This is a genomic window from Arthrobacter sp. MMS24-S77 (genome assembly GCF_054888235.1).
Genome location: NZ_JBTZRN010000001.1, coordinates 754,120 through 770,460, shown reverse-complemented (window position 1 = coordinate 770,460; position 16,341 = coordinate 754,120). Strand labels below are relative to the sequence as shown.

The following is a 16,341-nucleotide window of genomic DNA, read 5'->3' as shown; positions in this document are numbered from 1 at the left end:
ATGGATGGGCTAGCGCGGTTCGGCGTCTTGCCCTCGGCCAAGGTTCCGCCGGTTCGACTGCTCTCTACCGATGGCCTGTCCGCGGTAGTTCCTCAAATTTTTCCTAAGCTCTTTCGGTTGGACGGGTCTTTTCGGCCTAATAATGTCGTAGGTCCCTGAAATGCTTTGGTTATGGCAGGAAATCGGGGAACACAGCTGATCGGATCGGGCGCGCCTTCGGGCGGCGCGGTCCCGGAGGCTGCCGTGCCGGGCGTCCAAATAGAGGAACTCCTCGGCGCCGTGAGCTCGCTCCGGCTAGGCTCGGACAGCGCCGAGTTGATAAACCAGTTGCGTGCCCTGGAGGACCTGAAGTCCGCGGCCGCGGCTGCGCAGGCCAGGATCGCCGTCGCGTTCGATGCCGCCCAACGCCGCGCCGACGCGGCTGCGGGCGTCCCGGCCGAGGAACGGGGACGCGGAGTCGCCGCGCAGGTGGCTTTGGCACGGCGGGAGTCCCCCGCCCGCGGATCCCGGCTCCACGGACTCGCGACAGCCCTCGTCACCGAAATGCCGTACACCCTCGCCGCCCTTGAATCAGGACAGCTGAACGAATGGCGGGCGACCCTGCTGGTGAAGGAAACCGCCTGCCTGTCCGCCGAGGACCGCTGCGCCGTGGATGAAGAGCTCGCCGCCGACACCGGGGTCTTCGACGGAGCCGGGGACAAGGCGATCATCGCGGCGGCCCGGACCGCGGCTTACCGGCGGGACCCGCGCTCGGTCACGCAGCGCGCTGCCCGTGCCTCCGAGGAACGGCACGTCAGTCTCCGCCCGGCACCGGACACCATGACCTACCTGACCGCCCTGCTTCCCGTCGCCCAGGGGGTGGCCGTGCACGCGGCCCTGTCCCGGCACGCCGACACCCTCCGCTCCGGCGGCGACGCCCGCACCCGCGGACAGGTCATGGCCGACACCCTCGTCGAGCGCACCACCGGCACCCCTGCGGGGATTTCCGGGGTGGAGGTACAGCTCGTCATGACCGACCGGACCCTCTTCCAGGCCGACGCCGAACCGGCACGGCTCCCCGGCTATGGGATCGTCCCTGCCGAGTGGGCAAGGACACTGCTCACGCGGAATACCGGCAACACCGAAGACGGCGGGTCCGGCCAAGACCAGGTCTTCAAGGTCTGGCTGCGGCGTCTCTTCACAGCCCCCGGAACCGGGGACCTTGTCGCCGTCGATTCCCGGGCCCGGCTTTACCCGCCCGGACTGCGGCGCTTCATCCAGGCCCGCGACGACACCTGTCGGACCCCGTATTGCGATGCACCGATCAGGCATTTCGACCACATCATCCCCTGGCACGACGGCGGCACCACGAGCCTGGCGAACGGGGCAGGCCTATGCGAAGCCTGCAACCACACCAAAGAACTCCCCGGCTGGACAGGACAAACCAAGACAACAAAAAGCCCCGGGACACGGCATGTCCTCGACATCAGCACCCCCACCGGACACCACTACCGTTCAACAGCCCCGCCACCGCCAGGAACCGGGCCATCCATGACCACGGCGGCGCCAGATTCCAGGAGCCACCGACGCAAGCTCCGACACCATGCCAAGGCGCTTAAATACGCCCAACCCGCCAAACTGCGGGCCGCCTAAGGGTGCGCGCCGCAAGTGCGCCGAGTCCCGCGGGCACGCAAAAGCCCCACCTGACTGGTTTGGCGTTGCCTGTTCCAGTCGAGCGGGGCTGCTTTGCGTGCGGGGTTTAGCCTTCGCAGTCGCGGCAGTACTTGAGGCCGTTCTTTTCCAGTGCAATCTGCGACCGGTGACGGACCAGGAAGCACGATGAACACGTAAATTCATCGGACTGCTCCGGGACAACGATGACGGTCAGTTCTTCGCCGGACAAGTCGGCACCCGGAAGGTCAATGCCCTCGGCTGTGTCGTTCTCGTCGACGTCGATCACAGCAGTCTGGGCACCGGAGCCGCGCGACGCCTGAAGGGCCTCGAGCGATTCGGCGGGAGACTCTTCTTCGGTCTTGCGTGGGGCGTCGTAATCGGTAGCCATTGGTGTGGTTCACTTTCGTTGCTGCATAGTGCCATTTCAGGCACCTCAGTGAAGCAGTTTAGGGCATAGTACACGCCATCAACGAATAGTGTGTTCAACAAGACATTTCGCTCCCCGGAAACCCCGGAAACTCAAGGGTTTGCGCTACTCCTTAACGCGGATTTTCCGGGCCTGGGCGTCCGCAATGGCCACACCGCTGAGGGCCGGGAGCCAACCATACCGGGTGGCTTCAGTGGCTCCGGAAGCCCCCAGCTCGGCGGCGTCGTAGAAGTAGGCAGCTTCGATCCAGGCACTGACCTTGGACATGATGGATAGGATCATGTGGCCACGCTATCCACGCCCGATTCAGGGCCGGTTTCCGAACTGTCACGGCTGTGTTAATTGATCCGATAGCTCAGGATCCGTGTGCCGCCGGCGTCGTCGCCGTCGTCGGGAGCAGCATGAAACAGGAGCCCGGACGAATCCGCGGTGACGGTGACAGGATTGCGGGTGATGACGTGACCGGCACCGCTGAACACGCTGACCGGGACGTCCCGCGTGATCCTTTGCCGCAGTGGTTCCACCAAGGCGAGTCCCCCGAGTTCAAGGGAGCTGCCATCGGCCTGCGGCAACAGGGAAATACCGCTGCACAGCAACAGGCCAGGACCGAGGAGTTGGGCGTCCTGGTAGTCAATGAAGTGGCCGGGGTTCTCCCATTGGTCCATCAAGCGTCCCTCCGTGTCCCAGGTGTAGAGATGCCGGGAACCCCAGCTTCCACCGAAGATGACGTCCAGACCGGGATCGCGGACGATCCAGCCGATGTGGTCGTCCACGCGGAACCGCTCGCGGACCTCGAGGCTGCCCGGATCGATCGTGTAGGCGATGCTCCGGCTCCTGGCCCGGTATTCCGCCACCGAGACCCACACGTGGTCGCCGTCGTAGTCGATACCGCCCGGGTGATACGCGGCGTCCTCCCCCAGGTGGATGTCGTGGAGCAGACCACCGTCCGGCCGGAGGACGAACACGTGCCCGCTCCCCCGCCCGGGAGTGCGCAGCGCCGGATCCGCCGCAGGGAGCGGTGGATCGAGGATTTCAACGGATGAGAGAAACGTCAGCCCGTTCGCAAATGCCATGCCCTGCGGGTGGTGCGTCGGAAAGTCGAGGTGGACTTCCCTGCTCAACTCGAAGCGGCTCCGCCGGTCAATCGCGGAAAGGGCGTCGGCGAGGAGCTCAATTGCCGGCGTCGGCACTTACTTGCCTCCAGAGTCCGTAAAGCTCGGCGGAATACTCCGGGCGGGCCGCAAGCACCCCGCCTTGCTCGGGGAACATGTCCATCTCACCCGCTGAGTTAAGGACAACGCCGCCGGCCTCGTGAACAACAAGAGTGGCGGCCAGATGGTCGATGGGGCTAAAGCCGCCGATGATGGCCCCCGCACCGCGCCCTGCGGCGACACCCACCACGGTCATGGTGGCTGACCCCATGATGCGCATGATGCTGTGCCGCGTGCCAAGCTCCTCAAGGAGCTCCAGCATGCCGGGCCAAGGCAGATGCCCGGCGAGTTCGGTCGCCACCACGGTTCCAGCCAAAGCCGCCGTCGAAACTCCCGCAGGCGCCAGCGATAGCGGCTTTCCGTTCAGCCAGGCACCATGACCGGCCCACCCCTCGAAAATCTCGCCACGCCAAGGATCCGCGACGACGGCCACCGCGGGCTTGCGGTCCACGGCCAAGGCAAGCGAGAACGCCGTCCACGGAATCTGGTTCACATAGTTGGTGGTCCCGTCGACGGGGTCCAGGTACCAACACGGTGCGCCCGGGACCGCGACTCCGCCCATTTCCTCGCCCACCACGGTGTGGCCGGGAAGGCGGGCGGCAATCACTTCGCGGACATAGCGCTCGACGGCGACATCGACTTCCGTGACCAAATCGGCTGGGTGCGCCTTGGTCGAGACCTGGCCACGATCGGCGTCGCGCATGTACCCGACGGCCCATTCGGCAAGTTCGAGGGCGACTTTCCGGGACTCGAGAACCTCATCCCCGGCGAGCGCCTTGGGCGCCTGGGCCGAGGCCCACGCTTCAGTGTCTTCGGCGATGGCGCTTTGCAACAGCTCCAGCTGGTTGCTGGTGATCGAATCCACGCCCAGTCCCAATGCCCAGCGCATGGACTCCAGATCATCCACGGTCCAGCATGAAACCTTGGCTCCCGCGGCGTGGATCTGTTCCACCATGTCGTTGCTGAGAACCACATACTCGGAGTTGACGAACTCGGGATTCAGTTCGGCCAGGAGGTCTTCCGGTGGGGCGACCCTTTTGTTCCATGGCAGCCAGATCCGGGCGGCAGGGTCAAGGGCACGAATGGCTCGCATTCCGTCCAGGTTCCCGCACCAGGAGACTGCCACACCGCTTTCGCGTACGACGGCGGCGGTCGCCTCAGCAGGGCCCGGCTCGTCCATGTCGATGAGCAGCGTAGAGGGGCTGCCGCGGAAAAGTTCGAGAGCCTCGGAGAGCAGTGGAATACGTTCTTCACCGGCGCCCAGTTGCCTGATTCGCTCGTAGTCGACGTCTGCGGCGTCGCAATCCAGACCCCAGATCCTGAGAAGGGAGGCGTCGTGGAGGAGGATCACCCGCCCATCCTTTGTGACCCGGACGTCCACTTCCACGAGGTCCGCTCCCGCCTCGATGGCTGAGGCGATGGCAGGCAGCGTATTCTCCACGTAATTGCTGGAGTCGCCCCGGTGGGCCGTGGCGCGGGTCTTTTCGGTCGCAATGATGCGGTTCAACGTACTGCTCCCGATTCGGCTACGAGCCGCCCGTCGCGGAAGGTCATGGCCTTGCGTATGGCCGCATACATCTGCTGGCCGGGCCGCATGAGCTCGCCGCTGACAAAGCTGCGGAGCTCAGCGTCCGCCCTGCGCAAGTACACTTCCTGGAAATGCCCTCGCGGGACAACCCTTTCAACCGTGGCCGGGAGCGCGCCTTCGAACGGCACGTCATGCAGGATGACGTCTTCCGGCCGGACGCCGAGAATGTCTTCTCCCGCAGTGACGATGCCGTTTTGAAGTGAGCCTTCCAGACGGTTCATGCTGCCGATGAAAGTGGCCACAAACTCGGTTTCCGGGCGGGCATAGAGGGCCTCCGGGGTGCTGTACTGCTCGATCCTGCCCGCATTCATGACGGCAATGCGGTCGGACATGGACATCGCCTCTTCCTGGTCATGCGTGACGATGACCGTGGTGATGCCCAGTTCCTGCTGGATCGTGCGAATGTCTTCACGCACTTTGACACGCAGTTTCGCGTCCAGGTTGCTCAGCGGCTCGTCGAGGAGCAAGAGCTTCGGCTCTTGGACGAGTGCCCTGGCCAAGGCCACGCGTTGCTGCTCGCCGCCGGAGATGCGTGCCGGTTTGGAATCCTTGTGGTGCAAAAGGCTGACCAGCTCCAGGACGGTTTCCACCCTGTCCTTGATTTCGGTCTTGGACATCTTGCGGAGCTTCAGCGGAAAGCCGACGTTCTTGGCCACGGTCATGTGAGGCCAAAGTGCGTAGTTCTGGAACACCATCGCGCTGGGGCGGTTCTCCGCGCCCAAATGGGACACCTCCTGGCCTTCCACCTCAATGGAGCCGGAGTCGGGTTCCAGGAAGCCGGCGATCATCCGCAGCGTCGTCGTCTTGCCGCAGCCGGAGGGCCCCAGCAAGGACACCAGTTCGCCCTGCTTCACTGACAGGTCCAGGTTGTCAATGATCGTGCGGCCACCAAGGACCTTGTGAAGACCGCGGATGGTCAGGCCACCACCGGTCGCCGCGTTGCCCGGCTTGGCTGTGCTGGCGGGTGGTTCAGTCAATGGTTCATGAATTGTCATGGGGTCTCTGTCTGACGTTGAGCGCGGGGCGCTATTTGATCTGGAAGCCTTCGGCGAGCTGGCCGCCGAGGATGTGCTTGTGTGCCACGAGCATGAGGGCTACGGAGGGGATGGCCAGCAGAATGGAGAAGACGGCCGCCACTTGGGTGGGGTAGTTCAACACCAGGCTGTACATCTGGGTGGGCATGGTCATGAAGGCCGGCGCACCCACCAAGTACGTTCCCTGTGCTTCGTCGAAGGACGCCAGGAAGGACATCACCGCTGCGACGATAATCCCCGGCAACGCCATGGGGAGCGTCACTGAAGCGAACACTCGCAATTTCGAGGCTCCGGCGTCGCGGGCTGCTTCCTCCAGGTTCCGCGGCACGGCAGCGAACGCTGCCGCCGGGATCCAGGTCATGAAGACCACGGTTCCCAGCACGTGCACCACCAGGATTCCCAGCACGGTGTTCATCAGGTTCAATGCGTAGAACAGCGCCGCGAGGGTGACGAACAATCCCATCTTGGGGAAGGCGTTCGTCGCGAACAGGCTGATGAGGAAGAACCGGCGTCCGGGAAATTCAAAGCGGGCGAAGGCGTAGGCCGCGGGCAAACAAATGATCGCAGAGACAAGCACCGTCAGCGGAGCGAAGAACAAGGAGTTCTGCACCGCGATTCCGAGTGCGCCGTCGTTGATGACAACCTGCCACCAGCGCAGGGTCCAGTCATCGGGAAGGAGGTTGGGGAAAGTCCAGTTGCCGGCGAAGGCACGGACGCCCAGCCAGAGCAACGGGCCCAGGATGAAAACGACCATGAGGAGCACGAACAGGCCCACAAGGGCACTGCGGACCATCGAGTCGAGGGTGAGCGGCCGGCCAGTGCGGGAACCAGGACGGGAACCGGTGGTGATAGCCATCAGACTTTCCCCTGTTCCTTGGCGGAACGGAAGTTTGCCCACACGTACAGTGCGGCAATTCCGGAGGCAATCAAGAACACAGTGAAGGCCATGACGGCGGACTGCTGCGGCTGATTAAAGGACGAGAAGTAATTGGACATGTCCACTCCGAGCATGTTCGGCGAATTGGGTCCGGTGAAATACGGGACTGTGAACGATCCAACGACTCCAATGGCGGTAAAGGTCGTCGCGATGATGATCGGAACGGCGGCCATTGGAACGATCACTGAGACGATCGTGCGCAAGGAACCGGCACCGGCGTCGCGGGCTGCTTCGATCATGGCGTTCGGCACGGACTGCAGCCCGGAGGAAACCATAAGCACCGCGAAAGGCAGCGAAGTCCACACCGAGCCGATGATGACCGTGACCATGGTGAAGGCCCACACGGGAAAGTCGAGCCCGAAGAGCGCGAAGACGCTCCGCAGGAAACCCGTTCCGGAGTAGAAGGTCAGGATGGCCCAGGAAGCGATGACCACCGGAATGAATAGCGGCACGATCGCCAGGCCGGAGAGAAGGCGGGCCATTCGGCCACCCTTGAGCTTGAGGTAGAGTCCGATCCCCAAGGCCAGGAAGATGACGGTTGCCGTGCTCACGAGCGTCACGATGACCGTGACCAGAAGGTCTCCGAGGAAGCGCTTGTTGGTGAACATTTCCTGGTACGCCGCCAGCGTCCCCCACCAGGCATCCGCCTCGTGCACGTTCTGGCCAATGGTGGCAATCGTGTGATTCAACCCGCCGGTCAGGCCGATGCTGAAGCCGAAGGCGAGCACGATGGGAAATCCGACAAAGATTGCGATCAGCAGGATCGGCGGGAGGGCCATGGAGAACCCGACGGCGCGTTGGCCCAGGCGCTTCGGACGCCCGACGCGAGCCGGCGGAACTGCTGGCTGCAGTTCCGCCGGCTTGTGAAGCGTGGTTGTCACTGGCCGGGAACCTTCTGGTCCCAGAGGTTGTTCAGGTCTTTGCCCATCTGGTCGAAGTAGCCCTTGCGCAGGTTGTTCGTGTCTGCGTCTTTGAACTTCTCTTTTACATCTGCCGGCAGCTTGTCCAGGCTGATGGCCGGGAAACCGGACATTTCCTTGATGATCATCGACTGCGCGTCCGGCGTGAGGACAAAGTTGGCAAGCTTCAATGCGGCTTCCTGGCGGGGCGAGGACTTGGGGATGCCGAGGTAGGCAGCACCGCCGGTGAAGGACGGGTTGCTGATCTGGGTTGCCTTCACGCTGGACGGGATCTGGCCGTTGGTCAGGCCTGTGATGAACTGGTCCGACCAGACCGGGGCCATGGAGATCTGTCCCTTGGCGAGCAGGTCAAGGGTCTGCTGGTTGCCGTTGGGGTAGACACCGCTCTGGAAGACCGACGAGTTGAGATCCTTCAGCGTCGCGAAGCCCTGTTCCCAGTACTTCTCCAAGTCTTTCTCATAGCCCACCGTCATCTTGGCGCGGGCATCGGCCGGGACGAACTTGTCCAAAACGGTGGCAACGAACGCGCCGCCGGACCCTCCCGACTTGGGCGAGTTGTAGGTGAACTTGCCCGGGTTTGCCTTGATCCAGGCGAGCAGGTCGTCAAGGGTCTTCGGCGGAGTGGCAACTGTCTTGGTGTCATACGCCAACAGCACAGCCGAGCCGCGGTACGGGATGCCACCCGTGCCACCGGCTTTGATAACGTCCTGCGGGACATCGTTCAGGGCCGAAATCGTCTGGGAGCTCACGGAGGTCAGCAGGTTGGCGGCGGAGGCCTTGGAGACGAAACCGCCATCCACCAGGTCGAAATCAGGTTCCTTGTTCTGCTCCGTGGCGCTGGTCAGTTTCGCCAAGGTCTGGGCATCGTGCTCGCCGTGCAGATCCAGCGTGACCTTCACGTGGTAGCCAGGATTGGCCTTTTCGAACGCGGGTACAAGGCTCTTTTCCCACAGGTTCTGGACGTTGGTGTCCCCGCTGATGAACACAGTGACCGTCTTGTCCGGGGATGCGCTTGGGCCATTGTTCTGGGCCGAAGCGGTGCTGCTTTGCGCGCAGCCGGTCACAGCGGTAGCTGCGACAACGGCGACGGCGGCCGCTGCTAGAAAGCGGTTGGTCATGGTGTTCCTTCATCTTGTTTGGAAAAGTCCCCAAAGTGCAGGAACTACCCTCCAAGGGCAAGGTGAAGGAGCGGGACATGGCCCATGAATCCGCGGTTAACCGGAAACAGAATTAACGCAAATATGTCAGGACATGCGAACATCAGGATGAAAAGTTAGCTCTCTCCCCCTCTGGTCCGCGCAAGCTCCCTGGATGGGGAAAACAGAACGCATGAACGGGCCGGGTTGGCAGGATCGCGATGCGGCTTGGGGTCGGCTCCTTAATTGTCGGGCTGCCCGCGTATTTGGCCGCCGTAGTCTTTATCCGATGCCCGGGAGCATATGAGGGCCTGCCCGCCGTGAGGTCGAAGACCCCATCGTGTTGGCGCTTGTGTTAAGCGGCACTGTCGCGGCATGCCTCACAGGAGCCGTGGTGGGTTGCGTCGCTCTTCTTCGCCGTGAGACTCCAGGACCGGCCCTGGTGCCGATCATTCTGGTGCTGGCTTTGGTGGCGGTTTAGGGCCTTCTCCGAGTGACGGGCATTCCCGGCTCCAGTCAGTGGTGACTCACGTCAAGGCATACCTGACTCGAACGTGGCTCCGGAGTTTTTCAAAACTGCATGAGACCAGCGGAAGTTAGACGGCTTCTTTTTCGGTCATGTCCCCAGCGTTGGTTTATCTGGGCAGTTTCGGGCGGCGTCGGAATGTCTTCGGTCTAGGCCAGAAGCGTCGTACACAATAGCTGAGTGCAGATTATGAACTTCCTCAAGAGACCCTCCGAACTTCAGCCGACCTCCCGGGAACCCACACACGCCTTGGCAGCAGGGCTATCTGCATTCGACCTCGCCGATCGAGTTCGGACGAACCTCTACAGCGCGAAGACCTATGCTAGATGGCGCCGTAAGTCATGGAGAATCATGGCTAGCGGAACTCACATTCTGGGTTTGGCCCTTTCGGCGACCGCGACCGTAATTCTTGGGTTGGCAGAATTAACAGGTCCAGCTCAATGGGGTTTTATTTTCTCAGCCCTTGTCACCACCTTGGGTGCCATTGAACCGTTCTTCAACTGGCGGTCGCGTTGGGTGTTGGCCGAGGAAGCCCTTGCTAACTGGCACCGAATCGACGAGGACCTGACCATGTACGTCGCCGAAACGGACGAAAATGACCTAGATCGTGGAAGAATAATGGGCTTCCATGACGAGTATTGCCGAGTATGGGAGCAGTTCAACAATCAATGGTTGGAACAACGAAGGGCACGTACAACCGTGTAAGCGCCTACGATAGGTCGAACATGTCGGTCGGCGCACTGAGCTTGGATTACTAGGGTGTAACTCGTACTTCAAGTATCGAGGATCTACGCCCAGTATCGGTCAGGTACTCAAGGCCCACAAAGGTGGAACCGTGTTCTTGTTGGAGAAGCACGGGCTCGACGTCAACCTGGCCACCTTTGTCGAGGTTGTGCAGCGCATATGTAGGCATGGCCCAGTGACCGGCTCCGGATCTGGGCGTGGTAAAACCATGGATGATCTCAGCCCATTCGTCCTTTTGAGTCCGCACCGCTGAAATCTTCAATTGCGTCACGTTGGGCCCAGTGTTCTCTATTCGGATCACTGGGTTGCGATCCTTGTCGCGAAGGAAGGTTGCTTTCAGTAGTGTTGGCTCAGCTTTTGGACCGTACTCTAGTGCGTCGGCCAAGCCACCCTGGGTGTTCTTTGTGATGACATTCATTCTCGGTTTGCCTGTCGGCCCTTCGAGGGGGAGTCTGTCAGCCCGTTAATCAGATCCTTTTGGAATCCAGTAGCGTCCCAAGACCAGAAGGGATCGAGAACCGTCAGTGTGCGTGTTGCCCGTGCGTTGATCCAATTTCGAATGACCGAATTGATGTGGGCATCCCCAAACGAATACCCAATGATGATGAGCCGGTCCGCTTTCGTGAGGCCTTCCTCAAAGCTGTGCATGAGGGCCAGTGTGGGACCGTCCGCAGTTAGCTTCTCGCGGTCACCAATCACGATCGCTGGGTGACGATTGTTGGTGGCTTCGATCTCGGTTAGCGTCTGGGTTCGGATGAATCTGCTGCTGTCGTCCATTCCAGGGATCTTAGGAGTGGATGTCCAGTTGATTGATCCGTGCAACTTGATCAAATTCAATGAGCCGGGCCCCTGGCTAAAAGTCAGGGCTTTCCCGGGTGTCCAGTTCAGGATTCCGGTGTCGACGTCGACACCTGCCGCCTGGCACATGGATTCGACGGTGAGATCATAGTTCAAGGTTGCAACTGTCAGTCCACCCTGTTTCAAAGCCAGATCGGCTAGGGGTTCCAAGTAGCTAACGTCTTTGTGCCTAGCCAATAGCTTGCAGACTTGCGTTTTGAGCGCCGCGTCAAGTTCCCTGTAGATATCGCCGTTCCCTGGCTGCATCGCTATACGGGCTATTTTTGCAATTGTCTTCGTGAGCCCGTGTCCGCCAGCGACACTGGACAAAGCGCGGTTCATTTCTTGCACGAGGTTCGCATCGGATGATGGGACGGGGTGGCTGTCGAAAGCCTCAACACTGGGAAGCCATGTGGAGACAAACGGGGCGGCTTCATGATCAGAGCGATTCTGTAATAGTCGGATGGCCGAAAAAACTCTCTCGACATTTAGCGCGCTATAAGGATCCACCCCAGCGTTTCCCCGGTGACCAATCATGGCGCTGCATACGAAGTTGAAGGCCTCAACGAGCTCGGGATTTCGTGTTTCGAATTCTTCCTTGATGCTATTAATCAGTGCCGTGGTCAGCCCTCCAGTCATTGGCAATCCAGCGTCGACGGACGCTCCGGCCCCTAATAGGACGGCTATGCGGTTTGATGCCACGATGATCCCTAAGACCCTTCCGCCTTGTAACCGTTCTGATTCCAAGGGATTAGCTCGAGAGTAAAATGGTCTGCCGCCATCCTACGTCTGGCCCTCGACGGATCGCGCAGGTGGTTTGCTTTTCCACCCCTTCGGCCGTCTGGGGTGCGCCGCCGATCCGGTCCGCTACGGCGGGTTGGACTTCGAGTTCTTCGGACTCCGACTGCCCTATCTGAGGGTTCGCTCCCGCTTGATCGTGAGGAACGCGATCAGAACGGCTATCGCCGCGGCAAGGGCCAAGCTGACGGGCCCGGTGCCCCATTCGAGTCCCCTCGGACCCTCGTCCGAGCCCCAACCCCTCGCCAAACTCCCCGATCCATGCTCTGATGAATAGCAAAGTACGCGGATTTCGCATCCAGGGAGCGGCCATGAGCAGCCATCTCGAACCGCTGATTTCGACCCGTCCAGCGACGCGGACGGCCTTGGTGATCCTCTGTGGCTTTACGGCGGCGTTGTGCTGGTGGATAGGTATAGCCGGAGTGACCAATAGCGGAGGCGGCATTGTCTTCCTGGCCCTCCCCGTTCTGGCAACCATCGGAACGCTCTGGGTCGCACGTCGTCCGCGTCAGCCCCACGAGGCCAAGCACGTCAAGCACTCGACCAGCCACAAGGCTCGTAGCGCACCGTCCGTGCATCGCGGATCCTTGGTGATCCTCTGTGGCTTCACCGCGGCGCTGTGCTGGTGGATCGCGTTAGTCGGGGTGGCGAACGGCGCGGCCGGCACCATCGTTTTGGCCGTCCCTGTTCTGGCAACCATCGGAACTATCCTGGCCGCACGACATAGGGGCCGCCGACTTCGTGACGGCCATCGGAGCTTGGACGCGGCCGCCTAGCACTTGCCGATTCAAGCAACCGCGCCCCATCCGCGGGATAATGGAAACATGGCCGATCAGGATCAGGATCCTTGGGATGAGTTCGACAGGCTCAAGCCCGCGGGACACGATCGCGTCGAAGGATACCCGGGCGGAGAACCTTTGGGTTTTGGCTTCCGGACGGGCGTGCGCAGCGCAAGGGTGGCCTTCGGGTTCGCCGTCTACGCGCTGGTCCTCGGAACCATACTCGTCCTCACAGGCACCGCTGTCTTCATTGCCAAGGGCGAGTTGCTGTGGCTGGGGTTAATGGCGCTCATCGAAGCCGCCTTCATCTATGGCTTCATCCAGCTGGCACACCAAGCGCGCAACCGGCGCTCAACGTAGCCCACCCGATAGTAGAAGGGCTACAGCCCTTCCGCGATCCGCTTGATCGCGGCCAGGCGGCGGTCCCACTCTGCGCCGATGCGATCGAGGCTGCGTGCCGTCTCACTCAGCTGCGATCCGAGCACCCTGTAGCGCAGTTCGCGGCCTACGCGGACGGACTCGACCAGTCCAACCTCCTGCAGCACGGCGAGGTGCTTGGCGATCGCCTGACGGGTGACCGGGAGCCGCCCGGCAAGGGCCGACGCCGATGCGTCGCCCTCGCCGAGGGCCGCCAGGATGCTCCACCGCGTTTCGTCCCCGAGCGCGGCGAACACAGGAACCAGGGTGCTCGTGGTCACGACCCGCCCTCGAGGTAGGCGACAAGTTCGTCCAGTTCGGAGTCCCAGCCCTGGCGGTGGCTCTCCATATTGAAGGCGGGGTCGGAGGTCGCGTCAAAGCCGGTCTCGACGACGGTGAGCTGAGTGCCGCCGTCGAGCGCTTCGAGCGTGAAGCGGAACACGGTCGAGCGGTCAGGTTCGACGTCGGCCGATTGGGTGCCGCGCGCGTCGTCGTTGCTCCAGCGGTAGGCGATCATTCGCGGTGGGTCGAGCTCCTCGATCAGCACCGGGAAATCGCCGTACCCTTCGAATGAGAATACGCCCCCGGCGCCGACAGCCACTTTGTCGAGGACGGCCGCCTGCCCGAACCAGCGTGCGATGTGCTCCGCCTCGGTGATCGCGGCCCAGACCTTCTCGATCGGTGCGGCGATAGTGATGGTGCGCCTCACGGTGAATTCGCCCGTGTCGACGACGGAGGCCTGGTTTGCAGTCATAGTCATGATTCTGTTCCTTTCAGTCATTTACTGCAACTACAGGGTTGCATTAACAATCTAAAAGAGCAACCCTTAGGTTGCAGATGGAACGCCTCACGCCTTCCTGGGCAAGTAAGTATTCACCGGCCGCCCGGTGGCGCCGTAGGCCAAATGCAGCTCAACGAGCCCCTTCCGTTCGAGTTCGCTCAGGTAACGCTGGGCTGTGGGGCGGCTGATGCCGACGCTGGTCGCGATGTCCGAGGCACCCAAGGGCTCGGTGGCGTGGATAACCATGTCGAGGACCTTTTGCATGGTAGGTGGCAGGCGTCGGGGTCCTTGGGCCGGGGCAGCCGTCCGGCGCAGGCTGAATAGCTGGTCCACCGTCGCCTGATCGGCCACAGTCCGGGACTCTGCCTCCCGCCGCCAGCGGCGATAAGCCTCCAACTGGGTTTGAAGTTGCTCAAAGCCGAACGGCTTGACGAGGTAATACACTGCTCCCCCGCGCATGGCGGCCCGCACGGTCTCAAGGTCCCTGGCGGCGGTGATCATGACGGCGTCGAGCTTTTCACCGGCTCCCTGGAGGGATCGCAACAGGCTGATGCCGTCTTCGTCGGGGAGGTAGACATCGAGGAGAAGCAGATCGGGCTTGAGCCGCTGAACGGCCTCCCTGGCTTCCGCCGCGGTGTGCGCCTCGCCGACGCATTCGTACCCCTCGATTTTGGCCACGCGGCTGGCGTGGATGCGCGCTACGCGGAAGTCGTCGTCGACTACCAAGGTGCGGATCATTCGATCGATTTTCCTGTCATGACTGGGCTTTCGGTGTCCACGTGCGGTTCCGGCAACCAGATTTCAAAGCGTCCCCCGGGGCCCGGGAAAACATCCATTGTGCCTCCTGCGCGGTGAACGATCCTGCTCACCAGCGCAAGGCCTATCCCGCGCCTCATACCGGGCCGCGGCTCCTTGGTGGTGAAGCCATCGGCGGCAATCTTTCCCACCAATTCTGCGGGAACACCAGGCCCATTGTCGGTCACGCAAATGAAGATACCCGAGGAATCGTCCAGCTGGATCGTCACCTCTCGGGGTGCAGGCTGGTCCGAAAGGATCTCGACGGCGTTGTCCAGGAGGTTCCCGACGATCGTCAGAAGCGCTTGCGTTTCCAGGAACGGTTGGCGCAGCTGCGAGTCGTCGGTCACCGATATCTCCACGTCCTGCTCGGCAGCCACAGTGATTTTGGCGAGCAACAGTGCGGCGAGCTCCGGCGGCTCGATCCGCGAGCGCAGACCCTCGCCAAGCGATCGCGATGTGTCCGAAATCCGCGATACGAAGTTCCGCGCCTGGTCCACGTCCCCGAGCTCCAGGAGTCCGTCCACCACGTGGAGGCGGTTGGCGTACTCATGCTCCTGGGCGCGCAAGGCCTCCATCAGGCCTTCGACGGAGCGCAGATCGCGTACGAGGCCCTCAACCTCGGTACGGTCACGCAATGTCACCACCGAGCCTATGCTTCTTCCGGCCAGGGCAACCGACATCCGGTTCACCACCAGCAAAGCGTCCTCGGTGATCACGATCTGGTCGGTTCCACTGATCTGGCCGGTCAGCAGGGAACGGAGCCTTCCTGGAGGCAGAAGGTCCTCGATCTTCTCCCCCAGGACGTTGGCTTCCAAATTCAGCAGCGAGCGCGCCTCCGAGTTGATAACTGTGACCCGCCCGTCGTCGTCGAACCCGATCATCGCTTCCCGGATGCCGTGCAGCAGCGCCTCGCGTTCCTGCAAGAGAGACGCAATCTCCACGGGTTCGAGATCGAAAGTGACCCGCTTGATCCTCCGCGCCAGCAGCGCCGAACCCATGGCGCTGATCAACAGCACCACGGCTGAATAGCCGGCGATCAGCCAGACCTGCTGGGCGAGTTCGCTGCTTTCGGTGGTCTCCAGGATCCCCACCGAGACCTGCCCGACGACGGTCCCGTCCGCTGCGCGCACCGGCGCCTTGGCGTTGACGGAGTCGCCCAGGCTGCCTTTGTCGATGCCGACATGGGTCTGCCCGTCAAGGACGGCGACCGGCTCTTCAAGGGTCCGGCCAATGAGGTCGGGGTTCGGGTGGGAGTACCGCTTCCCCGAGCGGTCGCTCACGACGACGTATGCCGGCCGCGCCTCTGCCTGCACCTTGGTGGCGATCGCCTGGATGGATTGGTTTGGATCCCCGTTGCCCAGCGACGTCACGATTTCGGGCATTTGCGCCACTGTCGTGGCAATCCCCAGCGCCCTGAGCCGGTACTGGTCTTCGAGGGTCTGGTTACTGATCTGGGTGTAGAGAAGCGCACCCAGGGTGACAGTGACGAACAGGATGCAAAGCAACCACACCAGAATCTGGGAGGCGAGGGGACGTGCCTTCCAGCGCGTGCTCAGAGCTTTCACGGCCCACGCAACTCTATGTGTACTGCCATCGTGTTCCTCATTTCCTAGTAGCAGCTTATGTGACAAAGCTCACGGCCACTATGCAGCAGGCGGTGCCCTACCCACGATTCACGGCCGTGCATAAAGGCTCAAAACATGCACTTTTGCTGTTAAGCCCCACAACTTACTGAAGCCTTCTGGGACGAACTTT

Annotated in this window: 18 protein-coding genes; 4 read left to right on the top strand and 14 right to left on the bottom strand. The window is 62.0% G+C overall.

What is annotated here, in order from left to right; genetic code table 11:
* Nucleotides 1-171: 171 nt before the first annotated feature.
* On the top strand, nt 172-1,632 hold the full coding sequence (locus ACX5I4_RS03530) for an HNH endonuclease (protein WP_461835434.1): 1,461 nt from the start codon (nt 172-174) through the stop codon (nt 1,630-1,632).
* A 106-nt stretch (nt 1,633-1,738) separates the two neighbouring features.
* Here ACX5I4_RS03530 and ACX5I4_RS03525 read toward each other — a convergent pair whose 3' ends face one another.
* The 8 genes from ACX5I4_RS03525 to ACX5I4_RS03490 form a co-directional block, all read right to left on the bottom strand.
* Nucleotides 1,739-2,041, bottom strand: coding sequence for a DUF4193 domain-containing protein (locus tag ACX5I4_RS03525; RefSeq protein ID WP_028266109.1), 303 nt, complete (start codon nt 2,039-2,041; stop codon nt 1,739-1,741).
* 144 nt (nt 2,042-2,185) lie between these two features.
* Entirely contained in the window at nt 2,186-2,362 is a 177-nt protein-coding gene (locus ACX5I4_RS03520; protein ID WP_461835433.1) for a hypothetical protein, read from the bottom strand.
* A 56-nt stretch (nt 2,363-2,418) separates the two neighbouring features.
* A complete protein-coding gene (locus tag ACX5I4_RS03515) occupies nt 2,419-3,270 on the bottom strand; it encodes a DUF6454 family protein (RefSeq protein WP_461835432.1) in 852 nt (283 codons plus the stop codon).
* Nucleotides 3,251-4,798, bottom strand: coding sequence for an inositol monophosphatase family protein (locus ACX5I4_RS03510; RefSeq protein ID WP_461835431.1), 1,548 nt, complete (start codon nt 4,796-4,798; stop codon nt 3,251-3,253). Before ACX5I4_RS03510 ends, ACX5I4_RS03515 begins: the two co-directional genes overlap by 20 nt.
* Complete coding sequence (locus ACX5I4_RS03505; RefSeq protein ID WP_461835430.1) at nt 4,795-5,874, bottom strand: ABC transporter ATP-binding protein; 1,080 nt, start codon at nt 5,872-5,874, stop codon at nt 4,795-4,797. The genes ACX5I4_RS03510 and ACX5I4_RS03505 overlap by 4 nt, the downstream gene beginning before the upstream one ends.
* A gap of 31 nt (nt 5,875-5,905) precedes the next feature.
* On the bottom strand, nt 5,906-6,769 hold the full coding sequence (locus ACX5I4_RS03500) for an ABC transporter permease (RefSeq protein ID WP_461835429.1): 864 nt from the start codon (nt 6,767-6,769) through the stop codon (nt 5,906-5,908).
* On the bottom strand, nt 6,769-7,731 hold the full coding sequence (locus tag ACX5I4_RS03495; protein WP_461835428.1) for an ABC transporter permease: 963 nt from the start codon (nt 7,729-7,731) through the stop codon (nt 6,769-6,771). The genes ACX5I4_RS03500 and ACX5I4_RS03495 overlap by 1 nt, the downstream gene beginning before the upstream one ends.
* Nucleotides 7,728-8,888, bottom strand: a complete 1,161-nt coding sequence (locus ACX5I4_RS03490) for an extracellular solute-binding protein (protein WP_461835427.1) — start codon at nt 8,886-8,888, stop codon at nt 7,728-7,730. Before ACX5I4_RS03490 ends, ACX5I4_RS03495 begins: the two co-directional genes overlap by 4 nt.
* A 733-nt stretch (nt 8,889-9,621) precedes the next feature.
* Here ACX5I4_RS03490 and ACX5I4_RS03485 point away from each other — a divergent pair.
* Entirely contained in the window at nt 9,622-10,137 is a 516-nt protein-coding gene (locus ACX5I4_RS03485) for an SLATT domain-containing protein (RefSeq protein ID WP_461838636.1), read from the top strand.
* Between the two features lie 49 nt (nt 10,138-10,186).
* Here ACX5I4_RS03485 and ACX5I4_RS03480 read toward each other — a convergent pair whose 3' ends face one another.
* Both ACX5I4_RS03480 and ACX5I4_RS03475 read right to left on the bottom strand, forming a co-directional pair.
* Nucleotides 10,187-10,594 carry a hypothetical protein gene (locus ACX5I4_RS03480; RefSeq protein WP_461835426.1) on the bottom strand — a complete coding sequence of 136 codons (408 nt, stop codon included), beginning with the start codon at nt 10,592-10,594 and terminating at the stop codon, nt 10,187-10,189.
* Nucleotides 10,591-11,652 carry an SIR2 family protein gene (locus tag ACX5I4_RS03475; RefSeq protein WP_461835425.1) on the bottom strand — a complete coding sequence of 354 codons (1,062 nt, stop codon included), beginning with the start codon at nt 11,650-11,652 and terminating at the stop codon, nt 10,591-10,593. Before ACX5I4_RS03475 ends, ACX5I4_RS03480 begins: the two co-directional genes overlap by 4 nt.
* Before the next feature lie 470 nt (nt 11,653-12,122).
* Here ACX5I4_RS03475 and ACX5I4_RS03470 point away from each other — a divergent pair, with 470 nt between their 5' ends.
* Together ACX5I4_RS03470 and ACX5I4_RS03465 are read left to right on the top strand one after the other, a co-directional pair.
* Entirely contained in the window at nt 12,123-12,587 is a 465-nt protein-coding gene (locus tag ACX5I4_RS03470; protein WP_461835424.1) for a hypothetical protein, read from the top strand.
* Between the two features lie 48 nt (nt 12,588-12,635).
* On the top strand, nt 12,636-12,950 hold the full coding sequence (locus ACX5I4_RS03465; RefSeq protein WP_461835423.1) for a hypothetical protein: 315 nt from the start codon (nt 12,636-12,638) through the stop codon (nt 12,948-12,950).
* 20 nt (nt 12,951-12,970) lie between these two features.
* Here ACX5I4_RS03465 and ACX5I4_RS03460 read toward each other — a convergent pair whose 3' ends face one another.
* The 4 genes from ACX5I4_RS03460 to ACX5I4_RS03445 all read right to left on the bottom strand — a co-directional run bounded on the left by ACX5I4_RS03460 (nt 12,971) and on the right by ACX5I4_RS03445 (nt 16,151).
* A complete protein-coding gene (locus ACX5I4_RS03460) occupies nt 12,971-13,288 on the bottom strand; it encodes an ArsR/SmtB family transcription factor (protein ID WP_461835422.1) in 318 nt (105 codons plus the stop codon).
* Nucleotides 13,285-13,767: an SRPBCC family protein gene (locus ACX5I4_RS03455; protein ID WP_461835421.1), complete on the bottom strand. Its 483-nt coding sequence runs from the start codon at nt 13,765-13,767 to the stop codon at nt 13,285-13,287. The genes ACX5I4_RS03460 and ACX5I4_RS03455 overlap by 4 nt, the downstream gene beginning before the upstream one ends.
* Before the next feature lie 87 nt (nt 13,768-13,854).
* A complete protein-coding gene (locus tag ACX5I4_RS03450; RefSeq protein WP_461835420.1) occupies nt 13,855-14,526 on the bottom strand; it encodes a response regulator transcription factor in 672 nt (223 codons plus the stop codon).
* Nucleotides 14,523-16,151, bottom strand: a complete 1,629-nt coding sequence (locus ACX5I4_RS03445; RefSeq protein ID WP_461835419.1) for an ATP-binding protein — start codon at nt 16,149-16,151, stop codon at nt 14,523-14,525. The genes ACX5I4_RS03450 and ACX5I4_RS03445 overlap by 4 nt, the downstream gene beginning before the upstream one ends.
* Nucleotides 16,152-16,341 lie beyond the last annotated feature (190 nt).

Excerpts from the sequence above, each read along its gene's own strand:
- ACX5I4_RS03520 (WP_461835433.1), bottom strand. The coding sequence starts at position 2,362 with ATGATCCTATCCATCATGTCCAAGGTCAGTGCCTGGATCGAAGCTGCC.
- ACX5I4_RS03470 (WP_461835424.1), top strand. The coding sequence starts at position 12,123 with ATGAGCAGCCATCTCGAACCGCTGATTTCGACCCGTCCAGCGACGCGG.
- ACX5I4_RS03455 (WP_461835421.1), bottom strand. The coding sequence starts at position 13,767 with ATGACTATGACTGCAAACCAGGCCTCCGTCGTCGACACGGGCGAATTC.
- ACX5I4_RS03525 (WP_028266109.1), bottom strand. The coding sequence starts at position 2,041 with ATGGCTACCGATTACGACGCCCCACGCAAGACCGAAGAAGAGTCTCCC.
- ACX5I4_RS03505 (WP_461835430.1), bottom strand. The coding sequence starts at position 5,874 with ATGACAATTCATGAACCATTGACTGAACCACCCGCCAGCACAGCCAAG.
- ACX5I4_RS03490 (WP_461835427.1), bottom strand. The coding sequence starts at position 8,888 with ATGACCAACCGCTTTCTAGCAGCGGCCGCCGTCGCCGTTGTCGCAGCT.
- ACX5I4_RS03480 (WP_461835426.1), bottom strand. The coding sequence starts at position 10,594 with ATGAATGTCATCACAAAGAACACCCAGGGTGGCTTGGCCGACGCACTA.
- ACX5I4_RS03450 (WP_461835420.1), bottom strand. The coding sequence starts at position 14,526 with ATGATCCGCACCTTGGTAGTCGACGACGACTTCCGCGTAGCGCGCATC.
- ACX5I4_RS03485 (WP_461838636.1), top strand. The coding sequence starts at position 9,622 with ATGAACTTCCTCAAGAGACCCTCCGAACTTCAGCCGACCTCCCGGGAA.
- ACX5I4_RS03500 (WP_461835429.1), bottom strand. The coding sequence starts at position 6,769 with ATGGCTATCACCACCGGTTCCCGTCCTGGTTCCCGCACTGGCCGGCCG.
- ACX5I4_RS03475 (WP_461835425.1), bottom strand. The coding sequence starts at position 11,652 with ATGACTGGAGGGCTGACCACGGCACTGATTAATAGCATCAAGGAAGAA.
- ACX5I4_RS03530 (WP_461835434.1), top strand. The coding sequence starts at position 172 with ATGGCAGGAAATCGGGGAACACAGCTGATCGGATCGGGCGCGCCTTCG.
- ACX5I4_RS03465 (WP_461835423.1), top strand. The coding sequence starts at position 12,636 with ATGGCCGATCAGGATCAGGATCCTTGGGATGAGTTCGACAGGCTCAAG.